We start from the raw sequence: 24802 nt of genomic DNA, 5'->3' as shown, positions 1-24802 counted from the left end.
TTCTCCTCCCCCTCCACCCCCACACACATCTCCATGGAGGCGCTATGGACATGGATTGTCATGGCCTCTTAAATCGCTGTCGTCACCAGCGCCACCCCCACGCCTCTGAGGCGCATCTCCAAGGAGATCGATGAGCCGGACACGGAACACCCGAGTTTCCCGTCTCGCCACGGCCGGCGTCGCCGCCACCACCGCGACCCTGCTGGCCGCCGCGCTCTCCCCCGCCGCCCACGCCGACGCGAGACCGACCCGGGCCACCGCGATCGAGAACGCGGCGCAGGCGCTCGTCCAGTACGCCAAAACCCTCGGCCTCACCGCCACCGAGGGCACCAAGGTCCGGGACGTGGTCGTCGACAAGAACGGCACCCAGCACGTCCGTTACGACCGAACCTACCGCCAACTCCCCGTCCTGGGAGGCGACTTCGTCGTCCACCTGAAGCCGGACGGCGCCTACCGCGGCGCCGACCGGGCGACCCGGAGCAAGATATCCCTCGCCTCGATCGTTCCGAACATATCCGCCGCGAAGGCCGCCGACCTCGCGGTGAACGCGCTGCGGGCGGCGAACCTCGGCGACGCGCTGAAGCAGGTGAAGGCCAGGCCGGAGCTGGTCGTCGACGCCCTGCACGGCACCCCGAAGCTGGCCTGGCGCACCAACGCGGTCGGCAAGGACTCGCTCGGCAACCCGGTCGCCCGCACGGTGCTCACGGACGCCCGCAGCGGCGCCCAGATCGACGCCTGGGACAGCATCGAGACGGCGACGGGCGACGGCCAGTCGCTGTACAGCGGCACGGTTCCACTGGAGACGACGCTCTCCGGATCGACGTACAACCTCACCGACCCGACGCGCGGCAACACGTACACGGGCGACGCGGCCAACAAGACGGACCTGTGCATCTTCGGCATCTGCATCGTCCGCGCGCCGTCGACGGTGTTCACCGACACCGACAACCACTGGGGCACCGGGGCGACTTCGGACCGCTCCTCGGCGGCCGTCGACGCCCAGTACGGCACCAACGAGACCTGGGACTACTACAAGAACGTCCACGGCCGCACCGGTATCGCCGGCGACGGCAAGGGGTCGTACAACCGCGTCCACTACGGCAACAGCTACAACAACGCCTTCTGGGACGACAGTTGCTTCTGCATGACGTACGGCGACGGTGACGGGACCACCTTCGGCCCGCTGGTGGCGCTGGACGTGGCGGGCCACGAGATGACCCACGGCGTCACCTCCAAGACCGCGGCGCTGACCTACTCGGGCGAGTCCGGCGGCCTGAACGAGGCGACCTCCGACATCCTCGGCACGCTGGTGGAGTGGTACGCGAACAACTCCGCCGACCCGGGCGACTACCTGATCGGCGAGGAGATCGTCCGCTCCGGCTTCGGCAAGGCGGCACTGCGGTTCATGGACCAGCCGTCGAAGGACGGGAACTCGGCCGACTACTGGAGCTCGTCGGTCGGCAATCTCGACGTCCATTACTCCTCCGGCGTCGCGAACCACTTCGCCTATTTGCTGGCGGAGGGCAGCGGCGCGAAGACCATCAACGGCGTGAGCTACAACTCGCCGACGTACAACGGCTCGACGGTGACGGGGATCGGACGGGACAAGCTGGGGGCCATCTGGTACCGCGCCCTCACGGTCTACATGACGTCCTCGACGAACTACGCGGGCGCGCGGACGGCGACCCTGAACGCGGCGAAGGACCTGTACGGGACGGGGAGCGCCGAGTACAACGCGGTGGCCGCGGCCTGGAGCGCGGTGAACGTGAACTGACCCGCCGCGCGGGCGGGTGACGGCGGCCGCCCCGGTGACCGAACCGGGGCGGCCGTCACATACACCCCAGACAAAGGGGAATAGCGCAATTCAAGGAAAGACGTGATCCGGGAATGCCGAGCACTTCCTGGGTGGATCCCATGGCGATGATGTGCAGCTTCGGTGACCGTACGCGCAATTCCCGAACCCCTTTGCCCTGACGGCCACTTGCGGCAATTCGCCGCGTGGACTAACTAGATAAATCATGAACTTGTTCAGCCGCCCCCACACATCCCGCCGCACCCCCACTGTCCCCCCACGCACGACGGCCGCGCCGGCCTCCCCCACCTCCGCCCCTGTCCTCCTCGACCCCGCCCTCGCCGCCCTCACCGGCGAATGGATCGTCGACCCGGCCCACAGCAGAATCGGTTTCTCGGTCCGGCACGCGATGGTGACGACGGTCCGCGGGGCCTTCGCCGAGTACAAGAGCCGCCTCTACTTCGACGGCCGCGACCCGTCCCGCTCCCAGGCGGAGCTGATCATCTCCACGCCGAGCGTCGACACGGGCGTGGAACAACGCGACGCCCATCTCATCGGCCGCGACTTCCTGGACGCGGCAACCTACCCGCGCATGCGCTTCGCCAGCACGGCGGTCCGTCTCAAAGCCCCCGACGTCTACGTCATGACCGGCGACCTCACCATCAAGAACACGAGCCGCCCGGTGGACCTGGAGCTGACCTACATAGGCAACGTCACGGACCCCTTCGGCTACCAGCGCGTCGGCTTCGACGGCACGACCACCATCAACCGCATGGACTGGGGCCTGTCCTACAACTCCCGCCTGGCGGAGGGCGGCGCGATGGTGAGCGAGACGGTGCGGCTGCAGTTCGACATCGCGGCGATCCGGATGACACCGGAAGGGGGCTGAGATGCAACTGTGCCATCAGGGCGAGGAGTCGTTCAAAGCGATGGAACGAGCCTGACCACAGTCACGGTCAGGACGGACCCGGAGACGTAGTAGAGCACGATGGCACCGAGGACCGTGGCCTCGCGACGGTCACGCTCGCCCCTTACACCGACCGACCCGTGCCCGTACGGATCTCGTCCGATGGTCGCCGCCATCGCTTCCCTGAACGCATGGGCATCGCGCATCTTGGCCAGGGTGTCATCGGCGGGCGGGGCGTAAGTGATGCGGTAGTTCAAGCGACGCCCCGCCTCTCGGCCTCGTCCGCCGCCAGGCGCTGCAGCAGCGCCTCTGCCTCCGGGTCGGGAACCGCTTCGAGCATCCAGTGCCGCATGACCGCATGGATGTCCTGCACACCGGCCTCGCCGATAGCCCGGTCGAACTCCTCGCGGCGCTTCTCGGGGAGGGCCGCGCGGATGTCGGGGATGCTGTTGGGAACCTGGACCTCGACGCCGTTGACGAAGGTCTTCAACGGTTCGGCCATGGTCGTCCTCCTCAAGAGCGGGGGTGCGCTGCCGCCACCGTAATCGGCGAGCACGGCCGGCGGCTCGAGATCGAGCTCGCACCACACGGACTTGCCGACGGTGTGCCCGTCGACCCCCCATCGGTCGGCGATCTCACCCACGATGAGCAGCCCGCGGCCGAACATCTCCTCCTGCGCCGGATCGCGCGGGCTCGGCAGCAACTCCCCTTTCGGGTCGGACACGGACACTCGTAAGGCACAGTCGGTGAGGGCGATCTCAACCCGGAAGAGCCGGTCACGGAGACAGCCGTGCAGTACCGCGTTGCCGGCCAGCTCGGAGACGAGCAGAGCGGTGTCGGCAGCAAGTCCGGGGTGACCCCACTCGGTGACGAGGCGATGGGCCCGGCGGCGGGCGAGGCTGACACTCCTGGGGAGCGGGGTGTAGTCGAGGCGGTCGTAGCGGAGGGAGATGCCGGGCTCGGGGGGCTGTTCAGGGGTGGCCATGTCGCTTACCTCCGGGAAGAGATGGGCAGCGCCGGACGGTGAATGGCGCCACTCCGCGAGCGGTTCGTCACTGACGGTAAGGGGGCGAGATCGCATGCCGCAAGCTCCTCCCGGAGGAATTCCTCCGAAAGAGGTTTGCGGGCGCCCCGGCATCGGGCCAGACTGGCCGCGCACCGAGACCACAAGGAGCGCCGACGTGACGACCAATCAGCGCATGCAGGGCAACAGCACGTCCACCGTCTTGGGGCGGCGCCTCGGCAGCGATCTGATGGCACTGCGCACGGAAGCCGGCCTCACGCAGTCCCACGCAGCCAAAGCGCTCACGGCGTCGACCACCAAGGTCGCCAAGATGGAGGGCGGTTGGGTGCCCGTACGCGATCCGGACATCCGGGCGCTGTGCGAGTTGTACGGCGTACGCGATCCGGGTGTGGTCGGCGGCCTTATGGAGTTGGCGAGGATCGACCGCGAGCGGCGCAAAGCCAAGGGTTGGTGGGACGACTACACGATCAACGGCGTCATGCAGGAGTACGTCACTTTGGAGAGCGCGGCAACGGAAATCCGCGCCTGGCAACCCTCATTCGTCCCCGGCCTCCTTCAGACAGCATCGTATGCAAGGAGATTGAGGCAGGGTTTGGCCACGACGGCCGCCAAGAGTCCGGAACCTGACGAGGAATTCGTCGCAGCACGACTGGCACGCCAGAAGCGCCTGTACCAGGACCCTCCGCTTGCCTTCCGTACTGTGATCTACGAGGCGGTACTTCACAACTTCCCTGGCGGCGCAGCAACAGCCCGCGGTCAACTCGGCCAGCTCGCGGAGGTGGCCGAGCTGCCAAACGTTTCACTGCGAGTCTTCCCCTTTGGCGGAGGTACACATCCAGGGTTGAACGGCTCATTCAACATCATGTCGTTCGCCGAGTCAGGCGCCATGGATGTCGTCTACGTGGAAGCTCCGTTCGCTCAACGATGGGTCGAGGGCGGCGACGGCGCTGCGGCCTACGATGAGCTATTTGAAATGATCAGCGAACACGCTCTGGACGAGGCCGCTTCGGTGTCGCTTCTTCACAGACTTCGAAAGGAACTCTGAGTCGTGCCTGAGCCCGAGTACCGCAAGTCCAGCTACAGCGACCAGGCGGCCGAGTGCGTGGAGATAGCCACCAACATCCCGATGACCGTGGCCGTACGAGACTCCAAGCACCCCACGGGACCCTCCCTGCGCCTCTGCTCAGCCACCTGGACGGCCTTCCAGGCGTCCCTCCGAGAAGGGCGGCTGTAGCTCCGGCGCATGACCGATTCTGTCTGCGCCGACGAGCCGGCCAACCTCCATCATGATCCGATACGCCACCGCGGCCGATTCCACCACCGCATCCCACAACGGCGACGCGATATATTCCACATCCGACTTGTCAGTTCCCTCCCGCCCCAGCAGCTCATCAAGGGCCCAGCCCAACCCCGCCAGCGCCGCAGCCTCCTGCCGCGAGGCCAGAACCGTGCCCAAAGTTGCGACCGGGTCGTCCAGAACCAGAGTGTTGTCGTACAGAATGTTGAGATTCATCGTGAAGTCGTCGAAGTAGCCCTCCCCGGGATAGACCCGCCCGATCCATACGCGCTCCTGATGGGCCCTGTCGGACAGCGCCTTAACAGCAGAGATGACGTTGTGCCTCATCTCCGGGAATCGCACCCTGTCAGCCGAATATGAGCTCAACGTCGTTCTCCACACAAAACTGCAGGACGACCACCAACTGACGGATGTCATCGATGTGCCGCTGATGAAGCGGGTCGGCACCGTCCCTGTCCAAGCCATGAGCAATCTCTTGCAGACGCGGGAGCATCACCGCGCATTCGGCTGCCTGCACATCGGGACCGTTGTCGTCGGGATGGTTGAGAAGCGGCGTAAGCACAGTGGAGACATCGCTCCACTCTCGCAGCCCGCCGAAGCCTCGCATGTCATCGAGCGCGAACCCTTCGCAACGCGCCAGCCAGCCCCGGAACACGCCGAATCCGGTATAGGACCATGAGACGTCCGGGCTGGAGACGTCCCCGTCTCCTGAAAACAGAACGAGCCCCATAGCGCCTCCCCTGAGCCGGTGCGCACACAGGATGAGCCGCTCCGAACGTAGACGGCAACTCATTACTCTCGCCACGCCTTCCCCCACAACCTCGAAGATCGAGGTGCCATAGTTGAGGACTGTGACGGTGGCGCCCGCGAGCCAGCCGGTGAAGCCGCTGCCTCCGCCGCTGTCCGATGAGCCGCCGGATCCGTTTGCTGTGCCAGTCGAATCGTTGTGTTCGGCGTAGAGCGTGTTGGCGGATTTCTTCGGTTTTCCTGGAACAGGGCCGGGTGTGGTTCGGGCTTTGCTCCCGGGCTGCTTCACGTTCCGGAACTTCCCGGGCAGGGAGGGGAGACAGGCCGAGGGCGACTCGACCGCCGCGTGAGGATGGGCGAGTTGCCCCCGGTCGGCCTCTGGCCCTGGCGGGCGGTCTCGTGCGCTGCGGCACTCCAGGAACACTGCGCCGGCGCGTACCCGCCCCGCGGGCCCGCACGAGGGCGGAGGACCCAGCCACCTGTCGGGAGGCCGGGTGCCAGTACATGCCGGAGTGGTTCTGGACGGCCTGGTCCTGCCGCTTCCGCGGACCGCAGTGGTCCACCGGTGGACCCGCCGGAAGGTCCCCACGAGGGGGGTCACCCGTTCACCCCCGAAGGGCCCGCCGTTCGTGTGTTTTTCATACTGGACCCTTCGAAAGCCCCCTGACCTGCCCGAACTCCCCCGCAACCGCTGCCTCGCCCCCTCTCCGTGACACCCATTCATCCCACACCTGACGGAATCTCAGGGAGCGGGCCCGGCCCGTTGGCTTTTACCTCGGAAGAGCAAGGGAGTGGGACGAGCTCGACGAGGGAGCACCATGCGACGCACTGTCCGTCCGCTGGCCGGGGCCGCGCTCGCCGTGGCCGCGGCCGGCCTCGGCGCCGCGCCGGCGTACGGCGGCAGTACCGGCAGCCTGGACGTCTACCCGTCGACCGCGACGGCGGGCGCCCAGGTCTCGGTGAACACGGCCGCCTGCGGGGAGAAGTCGTCAGCCGTCGGGGACGCCAGTTCGGTCGGCGCCGGAACGTTCACGCTCGCGCCCAGCACCCATGAGGGCGAGGCGATCGGCCAGTTCCAGGTGCCGCCCAGCGCGCAGCCGGGGACGTACGAGATCGTCGCGAAGTGCGCCGACGGGAACCGGCAGGTGGCCGGCGACCTGGTGGTGGCACTGATGCCGGCCGCCGGCGGGCAGGTGCAGCCCCACGGCAGTGTGAAGACGGGGGTCGGTGGTGCTCTGGGCACCGACCCCGTACAGACCGCGGCGGGTGTGACGGCTCTGGCCGTCGCCGCTGCGGGCGGTACCTGGCTCCTGCATCGCCGGGCGAGAGGCGACGGGATCTGACGGACACCCTCCGCTGTCCGTCCGCCGGTACCGCACATCCCACCCCCTCCGGGTCCGACGCCCCTCGCGGCCCGGAGGGGGTAGGGGGTCAGGTTTGTTAGAGGCTGTCACTTTCGCGAGGCCTCTCACTGTTGTTAGAGGTGGCGCCCCTGCTGCACCGGGTCGCTCCCGCTAGCCCCTCACCCCCGCGTTAGAAGCTCTAACCTCCGAAATAGGGGTTCGCATGCGCAAGATCGGGGACACCGCGATAGCCGCCGTAACCGTCATAGCGCTCGGCTCAGGCGTCTGGCTGCTCGGCCCCGGCTCCGGTCCGCACACCGCGCCACCCCAGCCGTCCGCCGCCGAGGGCCGCCCCGACCCCGGCGAGGAACGCCTCGAAGCCCCGGCACTGCCCCCGTCCCCGCCCACCCGCATCCGCATCCCCGAGATCCGTGTGAACGCCCCTCTGATGGGCCTCGCCCTCACCCCCGCCGGCAGCCTCGACGTCCCGCCCGCCGGCAACAAGAACCTCGCCGGCTGGTACGAGTCGGGCACCGCACCCGGCGAGAGGGGGACCGCGATCGTCGCCGGCCACGTGGACAACACCGAGGGCCCCGCCGTCTTCTACGACCTCGGCGCCCTCAAGCGCGGCGCGACCATCGAGGTGGACCGGCAGGACAAGACGGTCGCCGTCTTCACGGTCGACGCGGTGGAGGTGTACCAGGCCCGGGACTTCCCCGACGAGAAGGTCTACGGAGCCGCGCGACGCCCCGAGCTCAGAGTGATCACCTGCGGCGGCGGCTACTCCCGGGCCACCGGCTACCAGGGAAACGTCGTGGTCTTCGCCCACCTGACGGGAAGCCGCTGACGAACGGCCGCGCAAGGCCGTCCCCCCGGCCGGTCGCCGCCGGCGCGCACCCCGCCGACGCGCACCCCGCAGGCCGCCGGGGCGAGCCACCCGCTCCCCCCGCGTTTCCCCACCTCACAGCGCCCGCCGGCCCGGCCCCAGACCCCTCACACCCCACCCCCGCCCCTGAAGAGGGCAGCGTTCCGTGCGGGAAACAGGGGGGATGCGGCCGGGTAACGTCCGCCGCGCACGCTCCTGGGCATGACCTCGTATACGCGTGTGGCGGTGATCGGCGCCGGCCCCGAGACGCGCCCCGGGGGCCGGGGACGGGACGGGTGTGAACCGCGCTCCCGCGAACGGCACTCCCGCGACCCGCACCACAGCCACGCGCCCGGCGAGGCCGAGGCACGCCCCGGCGAGGTCGGCGTACCGCTCGCCGTCGCCGCTCCGGGCGCGTTCACCCACGATGGAGGCTCCTGATGACCGCCACCCCGGGGGCCACCCCCACGATCGTGCTCGTCGGCCACGGGATGGTCGGGCAGCGTTTCCTCGAAGCGCTGGCCGAGCGCGGTCTGACCGCCACGCACCGCGTGGTCGTGCTGTGCGAGGAGCCGCGTCCCGCATACGACCGGGTCGCCCTCACCTCGTACTTCACGGGCACCTCCGCCGACGAACTCTCCATGACCGACCTGGAGTTCATCGACGCCCACGGCATCGAGCTGTACCTCGGCGACCCCGCGGAGACGGTGGACCGCGTGGCGCGGACGGTGACGGCCAGGTCCGGCCGGGTCTTCGGCTACGACACGCTCGTGCTGGCCACCGGCTCGTACCCGTTCGTGCCGCCCGTCCCCAACAAGGACGCCGAGGGCTGCTTCGTCTACCGCACGATCGAGGACCTGCTGGCGATCGAGGCGTACGCGAAGTCGAGGGCGACCGTGGGTGCAGTGGTCGGCGGCGGTCTGCTCGGACTCGAGGCGGCCGGCGCGCTGAAGGGGCTCGGGCTCACCGCGCACATCGTGGAGTTCGCGCCCCGGCTGATGCCGGTGCAGGTGGACGCGGGCGGTGGCGCGGCCCTGCTGCGCACCATCGAGGAGACGGGCCTGAGCGTGCACACGGGCGTGGGGACGCAGGAGATCGTGACGGACGACGCGGGTGCCGTCGTCGGCATGAAGCTGTCCGACGGCTCCGAACTCGTCACCGACATGGTGGTGTTCAGCGCCGGAGTGCGGCCGAGGGACCAACTCGCCCGGGACTGCGGCCTGTCGGTCGGCGAGCGCGGTGGCATCGCCGTCGACGAGCAGTGCCGCACGGTGGACGACCCCCGGGTGTTCGCGATCGGCGAGTGCGCGCTGGCGGCGGACGGCCGGGTGTACGGCCTGGTGGCGCCCGGGTACGAGCAGGCGGCGACGGCCGCGGCCACCATCGCGCGGGACGAGTCCGCCTTCACCGGCGCCGACCTGTCCACCAAGCTCAAGCTGCTCGGCGTGGACGTGGCCTCCTTCGGCGACGCGCACGGCACGACCGAGGGCTGCCTGGACGTCGTCTACTCCGACGCCCGCTCGGGCCTGTACAAGAAGCTGGTCATCGGCCGGGACGGCACGCTGCTCGGCGGCATCCTGGTCGGCGACGCGGACGCGTACGGCACGCTGCGCGCCCTCACCGGCTCGGTGCCGCCCCTGTCCCCGGAGTCCCTGGTGCTGCCGGCCGGTGCGAGCGGCGGCGCCCAGCTCGGCCCGTCCGCGCTCCCCGACGAAGCGGTCGTCTGCTCCTGCCACAACGTCAGCAAGGGCACGATCCGCGGCGCGGTGAGCGAGCACTCCTGCACCACCGTGCCGGAGGTCAAGAAGTGCACCAAGGCCGGGACCGGCTGCGGCAGTTGCGTCAAGGTCCTCGGCCAGCTGGTCACGGCCGAGCTGGAGGCGTCCGGCGTCGAGGTCGACAAGGGGCTGTGCGGCTGCTTCGCGCAGACCCGCGAGGAACTGTACGAGATCGTCCTCGCGCTGCGCGTCAACACCTACCGGGAGCTGCTCGACCGTTACGGCCGGGAGGGCGCCCGGGGCGGCGACGGCTGCGAGGTCTGCAAGCCGGCGGTGGCGTCGGTCATCGCCTCCCTCGCCCCGGTGATCGGCGCGAGCGGCTATGTCCTGGACGGCGAACAGGCGGCGCTCCAGGACAGCAACGACCACTTCCTCGCCAACCTCCAGAAGAACGGCTCGTATTCGGTCGTCCCGCGCATCCCCGGCGGCGAGATCACCCCCGAGGGCCTGATCGTGATCGGCGAGATCGCCCGGGACTTCGGCCTCTACACGAAGATCACCGGCGGTCAGCGGATCGACATGTTCGGCGCGCGGGTCGAGCAACTCCCGCTGATCTGGACGCGGTTGGTGGACGCCGGATTCGAGTCCGGCCACGCGTACGGCAAGGCGCTGCGGACGGTGAAGTCGTGCGTCGGACAGACCTGGTGCCGTTACGGCGTCCAGGACTCGGTCCGGATGGCGATCGACCTGGAGCTGCGCTACCGGGGCCTGCGGTCGCCGCACAAGCTCAAGTCGGCGGTCTCCGGCTGCGCCCGTGAGTGCGCGGAGGCCCAGTCGAAGGACTTCGGTGTCATCGCCACGGCCAACGGCTGGAACCTCTACGTCGGCGGCAACGGCGGCGCCACTCCGCGCCACGCGGACCTGCTGGCCCAGGACCTGACCGACGCCGAACTGGTCCGGCTGATCGACCGCTTCCTGATGTTCTACATCCGCACGGCGGACCGCCTGGAGCGCACGTCGACCTGGCTGGAGCGGATCCCGGGCGGCCTGGACCATGTCCGTGACGTGGTGGTCGAGGACTCCCTCGGCATCTGCGAGGAGCTGGAGTCCCTGATGGCGGCGCACGTCGCCCACTACGCCGACGAGTGGGCGTCGACCATCGCCGACCCGGACAAGCTCGCCCGGTTCGTGTCCTTCGTCAACGCCCCCGACACCCCCGACCCGGTCGTCGGCTTCGTGCCCGAGCGCGACCAGACGAAGCCCGACCTGCCCCTGCTGTCGATCGGCATGCGTCCCGCCGAAGACGTTCTGGAAGGAAGCGCCCAGCGATGACCCTGGCACCCGAGACCACCGAGCTGAAGGTCCAACTCCAACTGGAGGACAGCTGGTTCACGGTCTGCGACCTGAGCCGGCTGACCCCCGGCCGGGGCGTGGCCGCACTCCTTGCGGACGGCCGCCAGGTCGCCGTGTTCCGCGACCGCACGGACCGCCTGTACGCCATCGACAACCGCGACCCCTTCGGCGGCGCGGCGGTCCTCTCCCGCGGCCTGACCGGCACCCACCAGGGCCGCCCGTTCGTCGCCTCGCCGCTGCTGAAGCAGCGCTTCGACCTGGAGACGGGTCAGTGCCTGGACGACGAGGGGGTGCGGGTGGCCGCCTACACGGTACGGGCCGCCGCGCCCCGCCCCTGAAGACGACGCTCGCGCTGTGCTCCAGGAGCGGGGCGCGGCACGGCGACTGTGCCGGCCTCGGGGGACGCGGCGTCGGTGCTCCTCAGAGTTCAGAGCTCCTTCAGGACGGCGGCGTAGGAGACCCCGGTGAGTTGCTCCGACGCGTCCCAGAGGCGTTGCGCCATGGTGTCGTCGCGGGTCCAGGGTGCGCGCCGGGAGGGGGCCGGGGTGCCGCGCCACATCGCGATCGAGGGCCCGGTGAAGGAGTCGGGCCGTACGCCGGGGGCGGTGGCCGCGTACAGCGTGGGCAGCGCCCCGGCCTCGGCGGACTGCGCGAAGACGGCGTTCGCGGCGGTCATCACCCGCTCGGCTCCGCGCCGTCCTTCGGCACGGGGGCCGGCGGTCTGCAGGTTGGTGGACGCGTACCCGGGATGGGCGGCGGCCGCGACGAGGTCGCCGCCGTGGGCGTCGACGCGCCGGGCCAGTTCGTGGACGAAGAGCAGGTTGGCGGTCTTGGACCGGCCGTAGGCGATCCAACGCCGGTAGCGGCGGCTGCTGTTGAGGTCGTCGAGGTCGATGTTGGCGAGGACGTGCATCATGCTGGAGACGGTGACGACGCGAGCGGCGGGGGTGCCCAGCAGGACGGGCATGAGCAGCCCGGTGAGGGCGAAGTGCCCGAGGTGGTTGACCCCGAACTGCGTCTCGAACCCGTCCGCGGTGGTCCCGTACGGCGGCGCCATCACCCCGGCGTTGTTGACGAGGAGATCGAGGCGCGCGTACGGGAACGAACCGGCGAAGTCCCGTACCGAGGCCAGGTCCCCGAGGTCGAGCCGCCCGAACTCGATGTGCGCGTCGGGCACTTCGGCGGCCATCCGGTCCCCGGCCTCGTGTCCCCGCGCCTCGCTCCGGCAGGCGAGCACGACCCGGGCCCCCTTGCGGGCCAGCTCCCGCGCGGTGACGTACCCGAGTCCGCTGTTGGCCCCGGTGACGACGGCGACCCGGCCGGTGAGATCCGGGATGTCGCCGCTTCTCCAGCCGCTGCCGCGCATGAGAGCGCCCTCCACAGGTGGGGGTCCGTGTCGCGGCCAGCCTACGAGGACGGGGCACGACAGGACACCGGACGCGGCCGTACGCGCCTCTGCTAGGAGCGTAGGGTGCCGGGATGATCGGCATTCCGGAGGCGCTGGCGCGCGGCACGATCGACCGCGAGGGTGAGCGCGGGGCGGCCTGGATCGCCGGGCTCCCGGCGATCGTCGAGGACCTGCTGGAGTGTTGGGAGTGCGTACCCGACGGTGAGGTGACGCACGGGGGCGTCGGAGTGATCGTCCCGGTACGGCAGCGGCCCACCGGCGGGCGGCTCGTGCTGAAGGTGTCGTTCCCGCATCCCGGCAACGTCCACGAGCCGGACGCGTTCGAGGCGTGGGAGGGCCGGGGAGCGGTCCTGCTGCACGGGCGGGACGACGCCCGTTTCGCCCTCCTGCTGGAACGGGCCCGCATGTCGACGCTGGCGGCGCTGTGGTCCGACGACGAGACGGTGGTGACCGTCGCGGGCCGCCTGAACCGCCGCCTGGCCGTCCCGGCGCCGGCGGGGCTGCCCCGGCTGAGGGACCGCGCCGGCACCTGGGAGACGGAGCTGCGCAGGGACGCGGCGGAACTGGCGCACGCGCTGCCGCCCCGCGTGGTGGACGCGGCCGTCGCCACCGCGCGCGAACTGGGCCACGACCAGCCGGACACCCTCGTCCACGGCGACCTGCACGCGAGGAACATCCTGCGGGCGGACCGGGAACCGTGGCTGGCGGTCGACCCGAAGGGCTACGCGGGAGACCCGGCGTACGACGGCGGCACGCTGCTCAAGTCCCGTGCGCTGTCCCTCATGCGGGCCGACGATCTGCCGGGGACGGTCCACCGCCTCCTCGACGTCTTCGCCGAGGCGGCGGAACTCGACCGCGAACGCGTAGGTCGCTGGGCGCAGTTCCACGCCGTGCAGGCGGCCTTCTGGGGCCGCCGGCACGGCTTCCGTATCGCACGCGGCGGCCCCCAGCTGGACCGCATCACCCGGTTCGCCGACGTGCTGGCGGAGTTGCCGGCCGTATAGGGGGCGCCCCGGCTCGTCACCGTCGTCCGCCGAACTCCCACTCGTGCACCTCTGTCTCCGCGTACCGGTGCGGAGCCAGGACGGCCCGCGCCCCCTCCGGATCCGGCGCCCGGACCAGTGCCGCCGTACCCAGCCAGGTGACCGCGTCGTCGGACAGCAGCGGGCCGAAGGCGATCAGATCGTCGCGGTCGACGCCGGGCGGCAGGCCGGGGACGGTGCCGGCGTCGGCCCGCTGCGGCCCCAGACCGAGCACCAGGTACCGGTCGCCGCCGGCCCGGCCGCCGGGGAACTCCCACATGGTGCGGCCCAGCAGGTTGCGCCACCGGCGCAGCAGCACGTCCCGGTAGACGCCGGCCTGGTAGTTGGGCTCGTCGAAGGCGAACGCGCGGGCAGCGGCGGGATCCGGGAGACCGACGATGTGCACACTGCCGGTGAGCGTCCCGCCGCCGTCGTCGAAGGCCGGCCCGCGGGCGATCAGCTCCGCCTCGTACCGGTCCATGTAGGACCAGTGCTCCTCCACCAGCTCCCGGCGCAACGCCAGGGAATCGGCCCGGTCACGGTGGTAACAGAAGAACTCCATGGCCGAGGACCCTTCCGCACCGCGAACGGTGTCTCAACAGGATTCCGTCGAGTCTCGGCACGCGGCTCCCCCAGCCGCCACCGCCGCCGCGTCCGCTACGGCCGCAACGTCACCGCCACCGCCACGCGGAGTTTCGCCACGAACTCCGCCCGCTCCGCGACCCGGTGCTTCCAGCCCTCGCCCGCCGCCTGCAGGACCTCCGCGATCTGGCGGGATGTGACGCTTCCCGTCTCCCGGCCGGAGTCGGCGATCGCCGTGGCGAGTGTGTCCAGGAAGGCGTTCCGGTGGTCGTCGTACATGCCGTGCAGCTGGGCGGTGCTGTGCTCCAGCAGGTCGTCGACGCCCACGTTGAGGTGCGTGCCGATGTACCGGCCCAGGTTCGCGTCGAGCGCGGCCACGAGACGAGCGTCGAGATCCGCGCCGGGCGCGGCCAGCGCCGTACGGACGTCGTCCAGAGCCCGGTCCAGCTCCTGCCGCATGGTCTCGCGGAACAGCTCCTCCTTGCCGGAGAAGAGGAAGTAGAGGCCGGGGCGGGAGATGTCCGCGGCCCGGGCCACCGCGTCCATCGACGTCTTGCGGTAGCCGAACGTGGCGAAAACGCTCAGCGCCGCCGCGAGCACCTGCTCACGGCGCTGGATGTCCCCTCGGGTCACGGTCATAGGCACACCATACCGACTGGGCGTGCTATACATGTTTTGTAGATTCTGTTTAGTGGAGTGAGAGCGAGAGAGCACCTCATGAGCAAGACCGTTCTGATCACCGGCGCCTCGACCGGCATGGGCGAGGCCCTCACCTTCGAGTACGCGGCACGCGGCTGGAACGTCGCCGCCACCATGCGCGACCCCGCCAGGGCCAACCCGGCCTTCGCCGGCCTCGACAACGTCCTGGTCACGCGCCTCGACGTCACCGACGCCGCGAGCATCGAGCAGGCCGTGCGGGAGACCGTCGACCGGTTCGGCGCCGTCGACGCGGTCGTCAACTCCGCCGGCTACGGACAGGTCGGCGCCGTCGAGGAGGTCAGCCCCGCCCAGGTGCGGGACCAGTTCGAGACCAACGTGGTGGGCGTCGTCCAGGTGGTCCAGGCCGTCCTCCCGCACATGCGGGAACGCGGATCCGGCCACATCCTCAACATCGGCTCCATGGGCGGCCACGTCAGCCTGCCCACCATGGCCGTGTACTGCGCCTCCAAGAGCGCCGTGCAGAACCTGACCGAGGGACTGGCCAAGGAGCTCGGCCCGCTGGGCATCCGCGTCACCCTGGTCGAGCCGGCCGGCTTCGACACCAACTTCGGGACCAGCTCCAGGCTCCCGGCCCGGTCCGTCCCGGACTACGCGGACGCCTACGCCACCATGGCCGAGTTCGCCAAGCAGGCGGTACGGGGCGACCTCACCAAGTCCATGGCGGCCGTGGCCGACATCACCGGCGCCGACGAGCCCCCGGTGCACCTGGCGGTGGCCACCGCCGGCCTGGAGATGGTGCGCGGCCACTTCGCCGAGCTGCTGGACGAGTACGCCCGCTGGGAGTCGGTCACGGCCGCCACCGGCTGACGCCCGCCCCCAGGACCCAGGCCGAGGCCGCGCCACCGGCCGACGACCGCTCCCCGGGCCGGGCGGGTCAGGCGACGCGCCGCAGCGCCTCGGGCGTGAGATCGGCGAGCGTCGGATACCCGTCGACGGCCATGATCAGGTCGGCCTCGGCCAGCAGGGCCCGCAGCACATGGACGAGGCCGGCTTCACCGCCGTACGCGAGACCGTACGCGTAGGGGCGGCCGACGCCCACGGCGGTCGCGCCCAGGGCCACGGCCTTGATGATGTCGGCTCCCGTCCGCACCCCGGAGTCGAACAGGACGGGCAGCCCGTCGGCGGCCTCGACCAGGCCGGGCAGCGCGTCGAGGGCGGGCAGGCCGCCGTTGGCCTGGCGGCCGCCGTGGTTGGAGCAGTAGACGCCGTCCACGCCGGCGTCCTTGGCCCGGCGGACGTCCTCGGGGTGGCAGATGCCCTTGAGGATCAACGGCAGATCGGTGATCGACCGCAGCCAGGGCAGGTCGTCCCAGGTGAGCGGGTTGCCGAAGACGCCCGCCCACAGGGCGACCGTGCCCTGCGGGTCCTCCTCCGGACTCCGGCCGCCGAGCAGGGCGCGGAAGACGGGGTCGCTGGTGTAGTTGGCCAGGCAGTTCCCGCGCAGCTGCGGGAAGTTGCTGGTGCTCAGGTCCCGCGGCCGCCAGCCGGTGATCCAGGTGTCCAGGGTGACCACGATCCCCTTGAACCCGGCCTGCTCGGCCCGGTGCACCAGGCTCTCCGCCAGCCCCCGGTCGGTGGGGGTGTAGAGCTGGAAGAAGCCCGGGGTGTCGCCGAACTCGGCGGCCACCTGCTCCAGCGGATCGACGGTCAGCGTGGAGGCGACCATCGGTACGCCGGTACGGGCGGCGGCGCGCGCCACGGCGAGATCACCGTGGCCGTCCTGCGCGCACAGCCCGATCACCCCGATCGGCGCCATGAACAGCGGCGAGGGCAGCCGCATCCCGAACAGGTCGACGGACAGGTCCCGCTCGCTCGCCCCCACCAGCATGCGCGGCACCAGCCCCCAGCCCTCGAACGCGCCGACGTTGGCCCGCTGGGTCCGCTCGTCGCCCGCGCCGCCCGCGACATACGACCGTACCGAGGGAGCCATCGCGGCCTGGGCCAACGGCTCCAGCTCGTCGTACGTCATCGGGAAGCTCGGCGTCACCCCGCGCAGCCCGTCGAGGTAGATCTCGTTCTGGTAGTCGGCGAAAGCCATGCTCCAGACCTCCTTCACGCCCCCGCCCGCCGGATGCGGGCCCTCGGTCCACAATGAGAGAGTGACGCGGCCCCGCCCCGAAACGCAGGATTCTCGCACCAGCGGCGCGCTGACGCAGGATGCTGCCCCCGCCCTGCTGAGCGAGGACGAGCTGGCGCTGATCAACGCCCTGCAACTGCGCCCGCGCGCCTCCTGGACGGAACTCGGGCGCGCCCTGGACGTCGACCCGGTCACCGTGGCCCGACGCTTCCACCGCCTCTCCGAGCAGGGCGCCGCCTGGGTCGGCTTCTCCCCCGGCCCACGCCTCCTCGAACAGATCTGTGTGGCCTACGTCGTGATCGACTGCGCCCCGGGAACCACGGCCCAGGTCGCCGAGGCCCTCGGCGCCCACCCCCACATGGTCACCGTCGAACGCACCGCCACCGGCCACGACCTCCTCACCACGGTCGCCACCCGCGACCTGCCGGCCCTGTCCCGCTACACCCTCGACCGGCTCCCCCACCTGCCCGGCATCACCGCCGTACGGTCCCGGATCGTCACCCACATGTTCACCGAGGGCGGCCACTGGCGCATCGCGGCCCTGGCCCCCGCCCAACGCGCCCAGCTGACACCCCCGTCCCCGCCCCGCACCACCGCCGGCCCCGCCGCCGAAGCCCATCCCATCGACCGTGCCCTGGTCACCCACCTCGCCCACGACGGCCGCGTCTCCTACCAGACCCTGGCACGGCACCTCGGCGTCAGCCTCTCCACCGCCAAGCGCCGCGTCGAAGACCTCACCCGCCGCGGCCTCCTCCGCTTCCGCTGCGACTTCGCCCGCCCCCTCGGCGGCTGGCCGGTCACCGTGACCTTCTGGGCGAAGGTCCCGCCCGCCGACCTCCCGGGCATCGGCCAGTCCCTCGTCCGCCTCCCCGAAACCCGCAACTGCGCGGCGATCAGCGGCCCTCAGAACCTCATCCTCCAGGCCACCCTCCACTCCCTCGCCGACATCCCCCGCCTGGAGGCCCAACTGGCCACCGCCCACCCGGCCCTGGACATCGCCGACCGGGTCGTCACCCTTCGCCAGGACAAACTCCTCGGCCGCCTCCTGGACCCTCACGGCCGCTCCATCGGCGTCGTACCGGCGGACCTGTGGGCGGAGCCGGCGCTCTGACGGCGGGGCCCGCACAGCCCGGGGCTGCTGTCGGCGGGCTGTCGTAGAGTGCGGCGTGGTGGGGACGCGGAAGCCGTTCGAGGGGGAGCCTGCCGTGGATGTGCCGAAGAAAGTGCGGGGCGGCGGGGTGCCGGGCGGTCCCGAGGAGATGATCGCGGAGGCGCGGAAGGCGTTCTTCGTGATGTTCGCGCTGCTCGCCGTCGTCTGGCTGGTGCAACTCGCCAACTACGCCGACCACTACGCCCTCTCCCGGGACTACGCCGTGGTCTCCGGCGACGTCGGCACACTGCCCGACATCCTGGTCGCACCCCTGCTGCACTGGAGCTGGGCGCACATCGAGAGCAACTCCGGGCCCCTGTTCGTCTTCGGCTTCCTCGCCGCCTACCGCGGAGTGCTGCGGTTCCTCGCGCTGACCCTGCTGATCGCGGTGAGCAGCGGTGCGGTGGTCTGGTTCTTCGAGAAGGGCGACGTGGCGACGGTCGGCGCCAGCGGCCTGATCTTCGGGTACTTCGGTTACGTCGTCGTACGCGGACTCTTCGACCGGCACCTGATCGACACGCTGATCGGGATCGTCATGGGCGCCTCCTTCGCCTACCTCCTCACCGTGGCCGTGCCCGGCACGCCGGGGGTGAGCTGGCTCGGACACCTCGGCGGACTGCTCGGGGGCCTGGCGGGCGCCTGGCTCTTCCGGGACCGGCACCCACGGGCCGGCACCGGCGAGGGAACCCCGCGAGCGGTGACCGGCGACGCCGCACAGCCACGCTCCGACCTGTACAAGGAACTCGGCGACCTCGGGCTGCTCTGACGGCACGTCGTCCCGTACGGCGGGTCATGGGTGCCGTCCGTGACGGGTGCACCGTCCGCGAGCAGATCGCGCGGGGCGCGCACGGTACGGACCGGTCAGCAGTCGACGTCGCGGCCGGCCTCAGCCGGTGGGCCATCCAGGAGATCGAAGCCGGGCGACGCGACCCCACCTTGGACACCCTGCTCCGCATCGCCCGGGCCCTCGAGGTTCCCCTGGCGGACCCGGTGAGGTGAGTGGTCCGCCGCGGGGTACAGGGGAGGACCCGGCAGCGGACCGAGCGGCCACCCGATACGGGGCGTCGGAGCGGCCGCCCTTCCGGCCCCGGCAGGTCGGCTGCGCCGGGACCGGACACCTACTCGACCCACTCGATGCCGTGGGCGTCGCCGAGCTTCTTCCGGCCGTTGTAGTAGTCCATGTGCCGACGGTCGTCGTGCGGCCGCCTGGTGCAGGACGCTCCGCCGTCGGGGTGGAGCAGTGCGCAGTAGCCGGCGACGCGGGCCCCGGACTTGGCGGCTTCCGCCTTTCGCGCAACCAGGCTCTTGGGCTCCCCGGGAGCCGAGGCCGTCATCGCGGGGCCATCCGGTCGTAGTGCCAGCACAGCGATTTCACGGAGTGGGCGAGTCTGGCGGCGACGGCGCCGCGCACGGCGTCGTTGTCGCCGTTCCCCATGTGCAGGTGGCCTTGCGCCTCGTGGATGCATGCCAGCGCTGCGGTGCGGCCGGCAGAGGTTTGAGGGAGAACGCAGGCCCTGGCCCGGACCATGGGGACGAGGGCCCGGATGTGCTCACGGAACTCGCCCGCGATCCTCTCCAGCTCAGCGCTTTCGAAGTGGTCCTCGGGCCGCTCGGCGGCGAGCACGAGCAGGGTGCCTGCGCGCATCGCTCGGATGCTCAGGGGGCGTCCATCCGCCTCTGCCCTTCCAGCATCGGCGGTAGTCGCGGTGTCGCTCGGCATAGGTCTCCCCTTTACGGTCATGGTGATCCGTCTCACTCAGGTGACCGTAGGGAGGTCTCACCAGTCTTACCCGAACTGTCAGCTCGGGTGACCTACGCGCTCGGTCAGACGAGCCCGATGCGTTCCGCGAGCTGTTCCGCCTGGCGGGCGTGCATGGCCCGGGCCCGGCGAATGACCGTGAGAACCAGCTGCCGGGCCAGCGGCGTCCGGGCAAGGTCCTCGGGCGCAATGGCCTCCAGCCCCAGCAGCGTCAGCAGAACCGCAGCGTCGTCGCGGCGTTGGCTGTGGCAGGCTGCGACCTCCAGGCCGAACGTGAACTCCCGCTCCAGTGACGGCAGCGGGCTGGTCTCGATGGCGTCCGCGGTGTGCAGGGCCTCCCCGGTTTCACCGGCCTCCATGTCGATGCTCAGGGCGTGCAGCGCCACGTTGGTGGGCCCGAACACCGTCCACGCCACGTTGGTGCCGTCCGTTACCTGGCGGGCGGCCGGTGCCGCGTGCTCCCGCAGTCGCTCGCGTGCGTCCCACCATCGTCGGCGCCGGGTCTCCCCGACGACCGCGACGAGTTGGAGTGCGCCGCCCATCGCGGCCTTCTGCATCTCCGGGATCTGCCCGGCGGACACCTGCTCGGCGGCGCGCAGCGCCAGTTCCTCGGCTTCGGCGGGCTGGCCGGCGGCGAGGAGGACGTGGCCGAGGTTCCACTGGGCGGCTGCGATGCGGAGCGGGTCGTCGGCGTCCTCGGCGGCGCGCATGGCCCGGTCGGCGGCGAGGGTGGCAAGGTCGACGCGGCCGCTGCGCCGCAGGTACGAGCGGAGCAGGCAGTACAGGTCCGCTGCCGCCCGGAGGACGGCCCGCCGCTCAGCAGCATCCGATCCGCTACGGGTGGCCCGGGCGGCGTGCTCGACATCGGCGACGAGGAGGGGCAGGACGTCGGCGGCCCGGGTGAACCGGTCCCCGGCGGTCTGCCAGCTCTGCCACGCGGCTTCCACCCGGTCCCGCAGCACGGCCGCGGCCACCGGCTCGGCGCTGCGCGCGGGTCCGTACCCGAGGAGGGCGCGGCCCACCGCGGCCTCCGCAGTATCAGCCGTCTCCTCCTCGACCGGGGCCCGCTCGGACAGCAGGGCCGCGGCCGGTACCCCCAGCTCCTGCGCGAGCGCGTACAGGATCGGCAGGGAGGGGACCTTGATGCCGCGTTCGATCTGGGACAGGTAGTCGGGTGCGATCCCGACGAGGCCGGCCACCGCGTCCTGGCGGCGCCCGCCGCGGTAGTGCCTGATCCGGTCCCCGATGGGGAGGTCTGCTGCAACCATGCGCCCACTCCTCGCCGCTGTGCTTCGAGCGTAGGGTTCCTGGCGAGCAGGGACACGGGGTTCACAGAGAGGAGTTGTCGGTGCCGGAGCTGGTGCTGTGGGACATCGACCATACGCTGATGGCCACTCGGGGCCTCGGCGGCCAGCTGTGGGCGGCTGCCTTCGAGCAGGTGACAGGTGTGGCGTTGCGGAAGCAGGCCGACGTGACCGGGTCCACGGAACGGGTGATCCTGCGGGAGACCGCTCGCCTGCACGGCATCCCCTACAGCGACGAGCTGTTCACCCGGTTTGCTGAGGCCCTCGGCACCCAGCACGTTCAGCGGGCAGCCGAACTGCGCGAGCACGGGCACGCACTGCCCGGCGCCGTCAGCATCCTCACCGCCCTCACGGACCGCGGCATCCGCCAGTCCGTCGTGACCGGCAACGTCCGCGCGGCCGCCGAAGTGAAGGTCGCCGTGTTCGGCCTCGACTCCTACCTCAGCCTGGACGACGGCGCCTACGCCGAGGACGGCGACGAACGCCCCGAGCTGCTGCGCGCCGCCCTCGAGCGCACCGGCGTAAAAGCTGGCAGCGCGGTGTTCCTCGGCGACACCCCGGCCGACGTCGCCGGCGGACGCGCGGCCGGAGTCCGAGTGGTCGCCGTGGCAACGGGCCGGATCCCGGCGGCCGACCTGCTCGCCGCAGGCGCCAGCACCGTACTGGACGATCTGTTGGACACCGCCCATGCGCTGGAGGCCATCTGGGCGTGACCGGCCACGGACACGACGAAAGCGGCCTCGCTCTCCGAGCCGGCCCTCAGGCATGCTCAGCTCCGTGAACCCCGACAGCAGCGAGCAGCAATTGAACGTCACCGACTGCGCTGAAGATCCACCATCTTGAAGTTGCTGGTTATGGGGCTGGTGTGAGTCGTTGGCCGTGCCCTCGTGCTGATCGAGGGCGGTTGCCGGAGCGCAAGATTGTCTGCCGCGTCGGCGATCGTGGATCCGCGCGTTCCACCAGTAGGAGATATCCTACATTTGACACGTAGGAAATCTCCTACCTATTTTGGGTGGATGACCATCACCCACGCCTCCTTCATCACGATCCCGGTCTCCGACCAGGACAAGGCCCTCCGCTTTTACACGGACGTGCTCGGCTTCGAGGTCACCGCGGACCTCCAGATGCCCCCCGGCCGCTGGCTCCAGGTCGCCCCGAAGGGCGCCCAGACCGTGCTCACCCTCTCCGGCCCCGGCATGGGCGATTTCACGCCCGGAACCGCAAGAGGGATCATGTTCGTTACGACAGACGTGGACAGGGACTGCGCCAGGCTCACCCAAGCCGGAGTCACCGTGGATGGCCCGACCGATCTGCCCTGGGGACGTATGGCCGGCTTCCAGGACCCCGACGGTAACGGCCTGATGCTGCTCACCGAGAAGGAAGGCTTCTGACCGAAGTGGTCACTCGGAGCGCCCAGGATGAGGGCCAAGACCAGGACCAACTCTTCGCCGCCCTCGCGAACGCGACGCGGCGCGAGGTGCTGCGCCTGTTGCGTGACCAGGGCCCTCAGTCGGTCCAGGCGCTCGCGAACCACTTCGCCATTCGCCGCCCCAGTCTCTCGGAGCATCTGAAGGTGCTCCGGGAGGCCGGCCTCGTCTCCGAGGAGCGCCAGGGCAGACAGCGCATCTACCGCCTGGAGGCGGCCCCGCTCGCGGAGGTGCAGGACTGGCTCCATCCGTACGAGCGGTTCTGGCGCGAGAAACTGAAGGGCCTTGGCGATCTGCTCGACCGCATGCCGGACGATGAGGCATGACGATGCCCCAGGCGCCCGACGGACCGGATGAGGACGACCTCACCACGATCAAGGTCGATCACTTTCTGGCACACCCGCCCGCCAAAGTCTGGCGGGCCCTGACCGAGCCCGAGTTGATCGCCCAGTGGATGATGCCCGGCGATTTCCGCCTGGAAGTCGGCCACCGCTACACGATGACCGCTGTGCCCCGCCCCAACACCAACTTCTCCGGCACCATCCGGGCCGAGGTCCTCGCCTATGACGACGAGCGGATGCTGAGCGTCCGTTGGCAGGACGCCGTCGAGAGTCAGGGGAACGCCGCCGACTGGACCATCACCTGGACTCTGGAGCCGGAGGGCCGCGGCACACGTCTCTTCCTTGTGCACGCAGGCTTCGACCCGGACGACCCGGCCCAGCAGATGGCGCACCGGATCATGGGCGGAGGCTGGCGTTCATACGTCATCAACGCACTGGAGAACGTACTGGGAACGTACTGACGGAGGAACCGAAGACACGCGACCACCACCGAGAGAAGTCCAGAACCTAGCCGAGCGAGTTGACCGGATCCGGGCCCAAGGCCAATCGTCATCAGGAACGCCTGGGCAGTGAGGGCGATGCCTGGTACCTGCCAGACCATCTGATCGATGCCCGCATGCCGGGCCGCGACAACTTGATACATGACAAGGCGCTCGTCCGAACTCGGTTGCGTCACCATCTGAGCCCCCGTTGATCGGCGTTGGAGAACAAGCTCTGTCCAGGACAGATACCACCTCGAGACAGCAAGCCTCCCCGGGGATCGGTGGTAGATCCGCACCGACCTGCCAGACTTCCCTCAGGGGAACGAGCAACCAGCTCACCAGGGGGACGACCATGTCGGCATCGTTTGCCGGCTTCCTGCTGCCGCTGGTGATTCTGGTCGGGACACTCTGGCTCGCGTGTTTTGTTCTTGGCCTGCATGGCCTGCTCCTCCGGCGTATGCCGGGCCGATGGCTACAGCGCCACGTTCGACAGCCGAGGCTCTGGGGAGCCGGCCGACGGTGACTGGAGCTTCTTCGCACGAGCTCTACGAGCTGCGACCAGCTACGAGTAGTCCGTGGCTCAAGGCAGACGCACAGATCGAACGGCCGCGCCCGTACCAGACACATGCCGGACCATGCGAGGAGCCGCAGGGAATGGCGGGGATCAGGCAGCCTCCCACCGAGGAACCCAAGCTTCCCGAACTAAGGCACCCATGGCTGCCAGTAACCTGTGACAGTGTCGGCAGAACAGGTCCCAGAGACCGTCTTCCAGCTGAAGTGGGAACTGAGGGACCATGGTTGGGCAAGATGCCATCTGACCGAAGGTTCCAAGAAGGTGTCGCTGACCGTCAGCTACTGCACTGACGCGCTGGCGGACCTCGTGGCCGGCACGGCCGGTGCCTACGGGCAGCAGCACACGACCCGGTTCTTCTTCGACGCCGAGCCGCAGGAACTTCGCTGGGTTCTCCGCACGACGGATGAATCGGTCGACGTGACCATCTACAAGTTCGCCGACGTCGCGGTCAGCCCTGACCTACCGGATTCCGACGGCACGGTGATGTGGAGATCGGCGCATCCGCGACCGGTGTTCGCCCACACCGTCCTCGACGCCGCTCAGCAAGTGCTCGCGGAGCATGGCGAGACCGGCTATCGCGCCAAGTGGATGCTGCATCCCTTCCCCGTCGGCCTGGTCCAGGATCTCCGCAGGCTGCACCTGCGTGACGACGCCTGCGAATTGCCTCACGACCTGTCCTGCCCCTGATCAGCGTGTCGGGGCAACCCCTTCACGAGATCGGGTCTCGCATTTTCCGCCGCCGCCTGAACCAGTGCAGCATCAGCCAGAGTTCGCCCTGGCGAGGCACTCGTGACGATCTTCGTGATAGCTTCGGCGCCGCCGTGCACCACTGCGCATTCGAGGAGGTGAGACCGATCAACGCTGTGACAGGTCGGGGCTCCCTCCTTTGCATGGTCTAGGGAGCGCCCGC

At 70.1% G+C, this 24802-nt stretch carries 30 protein-coding genes and 1 pseudogene; 19 read left to right on the top strand and 12 right to left on the bottom strand.

Going from position 1 to position 24802, the window contains the following annotated elements:
* Positions 1–130: 130 nt before the first annotated feature.
* Both ACGFZQ_RS03800 and ACGFZQ_RS03795 read left to right on the top strand, forming a co-directional pair.
* Positions 131–1774, top strand: coding sequence for a M4 family metallopeptidase (locus tag ACGFZQ_RS03800; RefSeq protein WP_393839006.1), 1644 nt, complete (start codon positions 131–133; stop codon positions 1772–1774).
* Between the two features lie 244 nt (positions 1775–2018).
* Positions 2019–2681 carry a YceI family protein gene (locus ACGFZQ_RS03795; RefSeq protein ID WP_351731267.1) on the top strand — a complete coding sequence of 221 codons (663 nt, stop codon included), beginning with the start codon at positions 2019–2021 and terminating at the stop codon, positions 2679–2681.
* A 32-nt stretch (positions 2682–2713) separates the two neighbouring features.
* On the opposite strand, the gene ACGFZQ_RS03790 is transcribed toward ACGFZQ_RS03795, so the two are convergent.
* The 3 genes and pseudogenes from ACGFZQ_RS03790 to ACGFZQ_RS03780 form a co-directional block, all read right to left on the bottom strand.
* Positions 2714–2956 (bottom strand): hypothetical protein, encoded by a 243-nt coding sequence (locus ACGFZQ_RS03790; RefSeq protein ID WP_393839005.1) that lies wholly within the window; start codon positions 2954–2956, stop codon positions 2714–2716.
* Positions 2953–3201 (bottom strand): hypothetical protein, encoded by a 249-nt coding sequence (locus tag ACGFZQ_RS03785; RefSeq protein ID WP_393839237.1) that lies wholly within the window; start codon positions 3199–3201, stop codon positions 2953–2955. Before ACGFZQ_RS03785 ends, ACGFZQ_RS03790 begins: the two co-directional genes overlap by 4 nt.
* 96 nt (positions 3202–3297) lie before the next feature.
* Positions 3298–3684: pseudogene (locus ACGFZQ_RS03780) on the bottom strand (ATP-binding protein); the annotation flags it as partial.
* Between the two features lie 196 nt (positions 3685–3880).
* On the opposite strand from ACGFZQ_RS03780, the gene ACGFZQ_RS03775 reads away from it, so the two are divergent.
* Together ACGFZQ_RS03775 and ACGFZQ_RS03770 are read left to right on the top strand one after the other, a co-directional pair.
* Complete coding sequence (locus ACGFZQ_RS03775) at positions 3881–4768, top strand: helix-turn-helix domain-containing protein (RefSeq protein ID WP_393839004.1); 888 nt, start codon at positions 3881–3883, stop codon at positions 4766–4768.
* A gap of 3 nt (positions 4769–4771) precedes the next feature.
* Positions 4772–4957 carry a DUF397 domain-containing protein gene (locus ACGFZQ_RS03770; protein WP_393839003.1) on the top strand — a complete coding sequence of 62 codons (186 nt, stop codon included), beginning with the start codon at positions 4772–4774 and terminating at the stop codon, positions 4955–4957.
* On the opposite strand, the gene ACGFZQ_RS03765 is transcribed toward ACGFZQ_RS03770, so the two are convergent.
* Entirely contained in the window at positions 4907–5347 is a 441-nt protein-coding gene (locus tag ACGFZQ_RS03765; RefSeq protein ID WP_393839002.1) for a hypothetical protein, read from the bottom strand. The two genes, ACGFZQ_RS03770 and ACGFZQ_RS03765, sit on opposite strands and share 51 nt — an antisense overlap.
* Positions 5348–5366: 19 nt before the next feature.
* Positions 5367–6056, bottom strand: a complete 690-nt coding sequence (locus tag ACGFZQ_RS03760; protein WP_393839001.1) for a hypothetical protein — start codon at positions 6054–6056, stop codon at positions 5367–5369.
* Between the two features lie 529 nt (positions 6057–6585).
* Here ACGFZQ_RS03760 and ACGFZQ_RS03755 point away from each other — a divergent pair.
* The 5 genes from ACGFZQ_RS03755 to nirD all read left to right on the top strand — a co-directional run bounded on the left by ACGFZQ_RS03755 (position 6586) and on the right by nirD (position 11384).
* Positions 6586–7110 (top strand): hypothetical protein, encoded by a 525-nt coding sequence (locus ACGFZQ_RS03755; RefSeq protein WP_351731259.1) that lies wholly within the window; start codon positions 6586–6588, stop codon positions 7108–7110.
* 223 nt (positions 7111–7333) lie between these two features.
* Positions 7334–7957 (top strand): class F sortase, encoded by a 624-nt coding sequence (locus ACGFZQ_RS03750; protein ID WP_393839000.1) that lies wholly within the window; start codon positions 7334–7336, stop codon positions 7955–7957.
* Positions 7958–8197: 240 nt separating this feature from the next.
* The gene (locus ACGFZQ_RS03745; RefSeq protein ID WP_393838999.1) at positions 8198–8416 is read left to right on the top strand and encodes a hypothetical protein; all 219 of its coding nucleotides are present in this window, start codon (positions 8198–8200) and stop codon (positions 8414–8416) included.
* Positions 8416–11025 carry a nitrite reductase large subunit NirB gene (nirB, locus tag ACGFZQ_RS03740; RefSeq protein WP_393838998.1) on the top strand — a complete coding sequence of 870 codons (2610 nt, stop codon included), beginning with the start codon at positions 8416–8418 and terminating at the stop codon, positions 11023–11025. The genes ACGFZQ_RS03745 and nirB overlap by 1 nt, the downstream gene beginning before the upstream one ends.
* Entirely contained in the window at positions 11022–11384 is a 363-nt protein-coding gene (gene nirD / locus ACGFZQ_RS03735) for a nitrite reductase small subunit NirD (RefSeq protein WP_393838997.1), read from the top strand. Before nirB ends, nirD begins: the two co-directional genes overlap by 4 nt.
* 89 nt (positions 11385–11473) lie before the next feature.
* On the opposite strand, the gene ACGFZQ_RS03730 is transcribed toward nirD, so the two are convergent.
* Positions 11474–12412, bottom strand: coding sequence for an oxidoreductase (locus ACGFZQ_RS03730; protein ID WP_393838996.1), 939 nt, complete (start codon positions 12410–12412; stop codon positions 11474–11476).
* 113 nt (positions 12413–12525) lie between these two features.
* Between ACGFZQ_RS03730 and ACGFZQ_RS03725 the strand changes: the two genes are divergently transcribed.
* A complete protein-coding gene (locus tag ACGFZQ_RS03725) occupies positions 12526–13458 on the top strand; it encodes an aminoglycoside phosphotransferase family protein (protein WP_393838995.1) in 933 nt (310 codons plus the stop codon).
* A gap of 16 nt (positions 13459–13474) precedes the next feature.
* Here ACGFZQ_RS03725 and ACGFZQ_RS03720 read toward each other — a convergent pair whose 3' ends face one another.
* Entirely contained in the window at positions 13475–14038 is a 564-nt protein-coding gene (locus tag ACGFZQ_RS03720; RefSeq protein WP_393838994.1) for a YciI family protein, read from the bottom strand.
* Between the two features lie 95 nt (positions 14039–14133).
* Complete coding sequence (locus tag ACGFZQ_RS03715; RefSeq protein WP_393838993.1) at positions 14134–14697, bottom strand: TetR/AcrR family transcriptional regulator; 564 nt, start codon at positions 14695–14697, stop codon at positions 14134–14136.
* A gap of 78 nt (positions 14698–14775) precedes the next feature.
* Between ACGFZQ_RS03715 and ACGFZQ_RS03710 the strand changes: the two genes are divergently transcribed.
* Positions 14776–15585, top strand: a complete 810-nt coding sequence (locus tag ACGFZQ_RS03710; protein ID WP_393838992.1) for an SDR family NAD(P)-dependent oxidoreductase — start codon at positions 14776–14778, stop codon at positions 15583–15585.
* Between the two features lie 67 nt (positions 15586–15652).
* On the opposite strand, the gene ACGFZQ_RS03705 is transcribed toward ACGFZQ_RS03710, so the two are convergent.
* Positions 15653–16816 (bottom strand): alpha-hydroxy-acid oxidizing protein, encoded by a 1164-nt coding sequence (locus tag ACGFZQ_RS03705; protein ID WP_393838991.1) that lies wholly within the window; start codon positions 16814–16816, stop codon positions 15653–15655.
* A 61-nt stretch (positions 16817–16877) separates the two neighbouring features.
* On the opposite strand from ACGFZQ_RS03705, the gene ACGFZQ_RS03700 reads away from it, so the two are divergent.
* From ACGFZQ_RS03700 to ACGFZQ_RS03690, 3 genes are all read left to right on the top strand, one after another.
* Positions 16878–17966 (top strand): Lrp/AsnC family transcriptional regulator, encoded by a 1089-nt coding sequence (locus ACGFZQ_RS03700; RefSeq protein ID WP_393838990.1) that lies wholly within the window; start codon positions 16878–16880, stop codon positions 17964–17966.
* Between the two features lie 94 nt (positions 17967–18060).
* A complete protein-coding gene (locus tag ACGFZQ_RS03695; RefSeq protein ID WP_393838989.1) occupies positions 18061–18771 on the top strand; it encodes a rhomboid family intramembrane serine protease in 711 nt (236 codons plus the stop codon).
* 26 nt (positions 18772–18797) lie between these two features.
* Positions 18798–19004, top strand: coding sequence for a helix-turn-helix transcriptional regulator (locus ACGFZQ_RS03690; protein ID WP_393838988.1), 207 nt, complete (start codon positions 18798–18800; stop codon positions 19002–19004).
* Between the two features lie 119 nt (positions 19005–19123).
* Here the strand turns inward: ACGFZQ_RS03690 and ACGFZQ_RS03685 are convergent, their stop codons facing one another.
* The 3 genes from ACGFZQ_RS03685 to ACGFZQ_RS03675 all read right to left on the bottom strand — a co-directional run bounded on the left by ACGFZQ_RS03685 (position 19124) and on the right by ACGFZQ_RS03675 (position 21032).
* Complete coding sequence (locus ACGFZQ_RS03685; protein ID WP_393838987.1) at positions 19124–19339, bottom strand: hypothetical protein; 216 nt, start codon at positions 19337–19339, stop codon at positions 19124–19126.
* Positions 19336–19650 (bottom strand): DUF6415 family natural product biosynthesis protein, encoded by a 315-nt coding sequence (locus ACGFZQ_RS03680; RefSeq protein WP_393838986.1) that lies wholly within the window; start codon positions 19648–19650, stop codon positions 19336–19338. The genes ACGFZQ_RS03685 and ACGFZQ_RS03680 overlap by 4 nt, the downstream gene beginning before the upstream one ends.
* A 179-nt stretch (positions 19651–19829) precedes the next feature.
* Entirely contained in the window at positions 19830–21032 is a 1203-nt protein-coding gene (locus tag ACGFZQ_RS03675; RefSeq protein WP_393838985.1) for a helix-turn-helix domain-containing protein, read from the bottom strand.
* An 80-nt stretch (positions 21033–21112) separates the two neighbouring features.
* Here ACGFZQ_RS03675 and ACGFZQ_RS03670 point away from each other — a divergent pair, with 80 nt between their 5' ends.
* From ACGFZQ_RS03670 to ACGFZQ_RS03650, 5 genes are all read left to right on the top strand, one after another.
* On the top strand, positions 21113–21781 hold the full coding sequence (locus ACGFZQ_RS03670) for an HAD family hydrolase (RefSeq protein WP_393838984.1): 669 nt from the start codon (positions 21113–21115) through the stop codon (positions 21779–21781).
* A gap of 303 nt (positions 21782–22084) precedes the next feature.
* Complete coding sequence (locus ACGFZQ_RS03665; RefSeq protein ID WP_393838983.1) at positions 22085–22459, top strand: VOC family protein; 375 nt, start codon at positions 22085–22087, stop codon at positions 22457–22459.
* Positions 22460–22464: 5 nt separating this feature from the next.
* Complete coding sequence (locus ACGFZQ_RS03660) at positions 22465–22821, top strand: ArsR/SmtB family transcription factor (RefSeq protein ID WP_393838982.1); 357 nt, start codon at positions 22465–22467, stop codon at positions 22819–22821.
* The gene (locus tag ACGFZQ_RS03655) at positions 22818–23297 is read left to right on the top strand and encodes an SRPBCC domain-containing protein (protein ID WP_393838981.1); all 480 of its coding nucleotides are present in this window, start codon (positions 22818–22820) and stop codon (positions 23295–23297) included. The genes ACGFZQ_RS03660 and ACGFZQ_RS03655 overlap by 4 nt, the downstream gene beginning before the upstream one ends.
* A gap of 757 nt (positions 23298–24054) precedes the next feature.
* On the top strand, positions 24055–24579 hold the full coding sequence (locus tag ACGFZQ_RS03650) for a hypothetical protein (RefSeq protein ID WP_393838980.1): 525 nt from the start codon (positions 24055–24057) through the stop codon (positions 24577–24579).
* Positions 24580–24802 lie beyond the last annotated feature (223 nt).

Source organism: Streptomyces sp. NPDC048254, assembly GCF_043201895.1.
Lineage (GTDB): Bacteria > Actinomycetota > Actinomycetes > Streptomycetales > Streptomycetaceae > Streptomyces.
Note: the sequence above shows the minus strand (reverse complement) of the source record. Positions and strands in the feature narration are given on the sequence as shown.